This window comes from Nostoc sp. (assembly GCF_036917435.1).
Taxonomy (GTDB): domain Bacteria; phylum Cyanobacteriota; class Cyanobacteriia; order Cyanobacteriales; family Nostocaceae; genus Nostoc.
Window position 1 is genome coordinate 73,253 of sequence record NZ_JBALDM010000054.1, and the last position, 6,800, is coordinate 80,052.

General features: G+C 38.8%; 1 protein-coding gene and 1 pseudogene. One reads left to right on the forward strand and one right to left on the reverse strand.

From position 1 onward, the window contains the following. The first annotated feature begins 272 nt into the window (after nt 1-272). On the forward strand, nt 273-5,951 hold the full coding sequence (locus V7K98_RS26510; protein WP_442940446.1) for an Ig-like domain-containing protein: 5,679 nt from the start codon (nt 273-275) through the stop codon (nt 5,949-5,951). A gap of 119 nt (nt 5,952-6,070) precedes the next feature. On the opposite strand, the pseudogene V7K98_RS26515 reads toward V7K98_RS26510, so the two are convergent. After that, nucleotides 6,071-6,546 (reverse strand): annotated as a pseudogene (locus V7K98_RS26515) (IS1 family transposase); the annotation flags it as partial. Nucleotides 6,547-6,800 lie beyond the last annotated feature (254 nt).

The window sequence follows — 6,800 nt, forward strand, 5'->3', positions numbered from 1 at the left end:
TAAAATCTCAGTAAAAAATAGTCATCTGACATCCTTCATTAGTCTTGGCAGTTACCAACTCAATAAGGTATGCAAACTTTTATTATCTATAATTTGTAGTTTTTTATTTTGAATTCCTAAAAAATATGATTATCAAATTTTTACGCAGTTTCCACCATAGAATTCTCTATCTCTTCCTTAGCGTCCCTAGCGTCCTTCGCGGTTCGTTAAAAAAAATTACCCATTCCTCACGCCAGAAAAGAAGAATACAGTTTATTCTTCTCTTTACATTCATGCTAGCAATGACAGGGTGTAATTTTTTTAGTATCAACTCAAGCAAAGAACAACTCCCAGCAGTATCCCCACTCACACCACCAAAATTACCAGACTGGATTGAACAAATAAGTCCCATCGGCGATACCAAGCCTCTCAACCAAATCCGCATCCGTTTTAAAGAAGCTTTAATCCCAGTTGAAACTCTCGACAATCCAGAACAGCAGAAAATATTACAAAAATTTACCCTCTGGCCGCCTTTACCCGGTCAATTTCGCTTTTTGACACCGCGCATGGTAGGTTTTCAAGCCGAGAAAGCATTGCCAATAGCGACAAGATTTCAAGTTACTCTCAAAGCAGGTTTAGCCGACTTAAAAAATCATCGCTTAGACAAAGATTTACCTTGGACTTTCAACACCGAATCTATCAACCTCACTAATTTACCCGGTGTAAATCCCATTGAAAAAGCTGATATTGAACCAATTGATTTACAACAAAAGCTACAATTTACCTCAAATGTAGAATTAAATTTAGCTTCTGTACAAGAACATTTACAGTTAATTCCTGAAGGTAAGAATAAAGGTATAGGTTTTAAAGTTGAATTAGACAAAGAAGAAAAACCAGTAAAAGAAAATGAAGACCCTTTAGAAAAATTAGACCCTTCAGCCCGCAACTGGATTTATAATCTTATCCCACAGCAAAATCTCGAAAAGGCAACCCCTTATCGCCTAGTCTTTTCTCCCGGAATACTCCCTGCTGATGGCAATCTCCCTACAGAGAAAGAATTTGCTAGTAAGTTAGCGACTTATTCACCTTTAGCATTCCAGAAAATTAACTTTTACGGACAGCCAGATTCAGGCGGAACTTTTGGAAGATTTATTAAAGGCAGTCCTCAGCTAGAATTTAATAACATCTTACTGCCAGATTCAGCTAAAGAAAGTATTAGCATTAATCCAGCACCGAAAGATATTTCGAGAATCATCCAAATAAATGATGAAGATAAGATTGTCGGTATTAATCCTTATGCACTAGAACCTGCCACAACTTATACAATAACTATCGGCGGAAATATAAAAGATAAATTTGGTCAGACTTTGGGTAAACCCGTAACCCTTAAATACGATACTGGAGATTTAGCTGGGGATATCTGGGTACCATCGGATTTAAATATTTTCCCCACAGACAAAAATTTGCAGCTAAATATTAGTACAGGAAATCTGCCAGAATCTAAATATAAAGCAGCTTATCGAGCAATTAAACCGACAGATTTAGTTTATTTTAATAATAGTAATGATTTATTACCCCAACCTTCTGATTGGCAAAGCTTTCAGGTATCGGGTAAGAAAAATCAATCAGTTGATATTGCTGTTCCTCTGCGGGAAAAAATAAGTGCAGCTACGGGAATGTTAGCTTATGGAGTACAAGCCCGCACTAATAAATATCAGGAGAATGGTAAGGAATTATGGCGAGAACCTACCACTTATGGAATGGTTGAATTGACGAATTTGGGCGTATTTACTCAGTGGTTTCCTGACTCAGGTTTAATTCGTGTCAATCATCTGACAGATGGTTCGCCAGTTCAAGCGGCTACTGTAGAAATTTATCAATCAAAATTACAAGCAAAATCTCGCCCTGAACCAGTACCTTGTGCAACAGGTAAAACTGATGAAAATGGGATTTTTAGAATTGTTCGGGAAGGATTACAGCAATGTTATTCTGGAAATGAGAGTTCTAGTAAATCACCACAATTATTAGTAATTGCCCGTGAAAACCAAGATTGGGCATTTGCTAGAACTGAAGAATATAGCGGTGTTTATGGCTATGGTATTGATGCAGCTTGGCGAGATAGTAAGCCAGAATCACGCGGAGTAATTTTTTCAGATAGACAGTTATATCAACCAGGTGAAAAAGCTTGGTTCACTGGTTTTGCTGGCTTCTTGCAAAATGGCACAATCCAGCAAGATAAAAATGCTGTTTACCAATTAACTTTGGTAAATCCTGATGGACAAAAGACCAACTTAGGTACGCAAACTACAAATGAATTTGGTACGTTTTCTCTGGAATTGCCAATTAAAACTACTCAGCGCTTAGGCTACCATACAATTCAGGCTAAGGGTAAGAATGGACAAGAACTTTCTGGAGAATTTCGGGTAGCTGAGTTTAAGCCACCAAATTTTAAAGTCGAACTCAAACTAGATAAAGAATTTGCTTATATTGACGATAAAGTTGATATTAATGCTACCAGCAATTATTTATTTGGTGCGCCTGTAGAAGGTGGAGAAGCAAAATACTTTATTACTCGTCAACAGGCTAATTTTCTTCCCAAAGGTTGGGACGAATTTACTTTTGGTAGACAATGGTTATGGCCGGAAGAATCTCCTAGTGTATCTAGTGATGTGTTGCAAAATAATGCCCAACTAGATGCTAATGGTAAAAGTAGTCAAACTGTTAGTGTGGATAAGGATTTACCATATCCCATGACTTACCAAGTAGACGTGCAAGTTGCAGATGTTTCTAATCTATCTGTAGCGAATTCCAAAACTTTTACAGCTTTACCGAGTAATCGTTTAATTGGGTTAAAAAGTAATTTTATTACTGATGCTGGTAAGGCTTTTCCTATTGATGTGATTGTTACTGACCCTACAGGAAAACCGATAACAGGTCAACAAGTCCGGCTGGAATTACAAGAGATTAAATATAGTAGCGTCACTCAATTAATTGAAGGTAGCCGAACGCCAAAAAATCAAGTTGAATATAAAACAGTCGGACAAGCAGAAATTACATCTGCTAGCAATCCACAATCGGTAAATTTGACAGCACCAGAATCAGGTTCATACCGGATTAGAGTTAATTTTAACGATGCAAAATCTGAATTAAGCGCCACAGATTTACAAATTTGGGCAACTGGAGAAAATCCAGTATTTTGGGGTTCCAAAGAAAAAGATGTCTTAGAAGTTAAGCTAGATAAAAAAGAGTTTAAACCTGGTGAAACTGCTACTGTACTAATTCAATCTCCCTATCCAGATGCAGAATTGTACTTTGCTGTGATTAAAGACAAACCCCTTTATCAGCAGATTACCAAAGTTCAGGGAGGCACACCACAAATTCAGTTTAAAGTTACGCCAGAAATGTTACCAAATGCAGCCATCGAAGCTGTATTAGTCAGACAAGGTAAACCTATAAGCCAAGTGGAAGCAGGAAGTTTAGATAACTTGGTGAAGATTGGTTTTACACCTTTTAAAGTTAACTTAGAAGATAAGTATTTAAAACTGCAAGTTAAGCCAGTACAAGCATCATTAGAACCTGGTGCAGAGGAAACAGTACAACTGGAACTAAAGGATAATCAAGGTAATCCCACCAAAGGACAGTTTACAGTCATGGTGGTAAATGAAGCGGTGTTACAACTTTCTGGTTATCGTCCGCCAAATTTGGTAGATACAGTTTATGCAGAACAGCAAATATCTACCCGCTTTAGCGATAATCGCCCGGATGTTATATTACAACCACAAGATGTAGCTAAACCCAAAGGCTGGGGTTATGGCGGTGGTTTCTCAACTGGTGCAGCAAATACTCGCACTCGCACAGATTTTAAAGCCTTAGCTTACTACAACGGTTCTATCCTCACCGATGCAAATGGAAATGCACAGATAAGCTTTAAACTCCCGGATGACTTAACTACATGGCGAGTGATGGCTGTCGCAACCGATGGAAATCTGCGTTTCGGTAACGGGGACGCGACGTTTATCACCACAAAGCCACTGCTAACTAATGCTATTTTGCCACAATTTGCCCGTCCAGGCGATCGCATCCTTGCCGGTTTATCCGTCACCAACAACACCGGGAATCCAGGAAATCTCTCAATAAATGGCGAACTTAGCGGTAATGTCAAGTTTGCTGACAAAAACTCTACAAATACTGCTTTACAAACCAAAGCTGAATCTGCAACTCACGCTTATCGCTTTCCAATGTTGGCGGATAGCGTCGGAGTTGGCAAAGTTCGCTTTACCACTCAGCTAAATGGTACAGCCGCAGATGCTTTTGAAGTACCTTTGGAAATTAAGCCAATTGAAATTACAGAACAAGTTGTCGAATCCGGTGTAACTCAAAAAGAGATAAAGATTCCTTTGAATGTTGATAAAAATACCTTCCCTGATGCGGGAGGTTTAGATATTCGGTTAGCGAGTAGCTTGATTCCAGAAATTCAAGCACCAGCAAAGCAAGTTTTAGAAGATAATGATTTGCCGTTCACAGAACCGGCGGCGAGTCAATTAATGATTGCAGCTAATTTGCAAACTATCGCCCAAAAATATGGTCAAAAATTTGTAGAATTTAATCCTAGCAAACAGGGAAATCAAGCAATTGAAAAATTACAAAAACTCCAAATAGCCGATGGTGGTTTTGCTGCTTTCCCCGGACAAGAAAAATCCGACCCTTGGGTTTCTTCTTACGCGGGTGAATCTTTGGCTAAAGCTAGTAAGGTGTTCCCTAATTTAGTCGATTCTGCAATGCTGTCTCGCCTGAAAACTTATCTGCAAAAAGTTCTGGCGAATCCTGGAGAATATGACTTTTGCAAACAACTACTCTGTAAAAGGCAACTGCAAATTAACGCTTTAATCGCTTTATCAGATTTAGGAGATAAACGCAATACCTTTCTCGCAGATATTTATGAACAGCGCAATAATTTTGACTTAGTAACTCAAATTAAACTAGCGCGGTACTTATCTCAGTTCCCAGAATGGCAAAATGAATCTCAACAATTAGTAAACAAACTGCAACAGAATATCTATGAAACTGGTCGCACAGCAGTTGTAAGTTTACCCAGTAGTTGGGGATGGATGAGTTCATCTACGACGACACAAGCGCAAGCTTTACGTTTATTTATTGCCAAACAAAGTAAACCCGAAGTTATAGATAAGTTATTCCAAAGTCTTCTGGCACTGCGACGGGATGGCACATGGCAAACTAACTATAATAATGCCCAAGCATTAACAGCTTTAGTAGATTATAGTCAACTGCAATCAACACCAACTAATTTTGTTGCCACTGTGGAATTAGCTGGTAAGAAATTAGGAGAAAATCGCTTTGATGGGTACAAAAATCCTAGTTTACAAATCAATGTGCCGATGAATCAATTACCTCGCGGTCGTAATGATTTAACGCTGCAAAAATCAGGTAATGGCACTTTACACTATCTGGTTGCTTATAATTATCGCTTGCAAGGAAATCAACCAGGTAGATTTAACGGTATACGCATAACACGAGAAATTAGTCAAGTAAATCAAGAGAAAGTTTTACAAAAAACCGGGATTTACGCTTTCGATAAACCCTTGACTTTAGCCTCTGGACAGGTGTTTGATATTGGTTTAGAAATCATCGCCGATCGCACCGTGGATCATATAGTAATTAAAGATCCGCTACCAGCAGGATTTGAGGCGGTGGATGCAAGTTTTCAAACTACCACAGCTGCACTACAAGCAAAAGCCGATAGCTGGGAAGTTGGCTTTAAGAATGTGTATAGCGATCGCATTATCGCCTACGCCGACCATCTGGAAGCAGGAGTTTATAGCTTGCATTACTTAGTCCGTTCTGTCACTCCTGGTACATTTTCTTGGCCTGGTGCTGAAGTTCACTTGCAATATGCACCAGAAGAATTTGGGCGTACTGCTGAGTCTACATTGATATTGGAGGATAAGTCGTGACAATTTAAGATGTAAGAAAAGGAATCTAGAAATGTTCAAACCCTATGGGAGAACAAGGCAGTGACACATATTCTCAAAGTCAACGAACATGGTAACTATATGGACAGAATTAATTTTCATCCATCGGTGACATAAAAGTAGCATTGCCAGCAGCAAACAATATCCCATAAAGGTTTAAATGTTTCAGCACTGTGGTCTCCTAAAACCCAAGCTAAAATTCCTTTACGAAAGTGGTTTACTGCTGTCCATAGCCAAACTTTGTTTTTTTTGACCCCACGAAAGTCTCTAGCTCATCCAATTCTTCCACTTCGGGAATCTCCTTGGTTGGTGGTGCATCTGGCAATTTTTCACCAATTTGTTTTAGCCAATAAATTATAGTTGTGTGGTGAACACCTTTGGATCGCTCAATAGCTCGGAATCCCTCACCATTAACGTATGCTTTTAAGCATTCTTGTTTTACCTGATCTGAGTATCCTTTTGGTGGACTGTATACATCTATAAATTGACGACCACAGCTTACACAAATGTGATTTTGTTTACCTCTTCGTTTGCCATTTTTTCTTATCTCCGTATACTTATAGTATGGACAATGCACAGTACTAAACCCTAATTCATCCCTTTATTATGCAACGCCGATTTATATATGCCTAAGCATAAGGCTGAACTTATACTAGTTATAGAGAATGTTTACAAAGCAGACAAAAGATTAAAAGCTGAAGCCAAGCAAAAAAGACTCGCTGCTGGAATTCAGTTGTCAGCATTCTAAATATGATTAGAGTAGCCACTCCAGATTCATCTGAAACAGGACTATCTATTGCGATCGGATTATCGGATTATCGGATAAGCCGA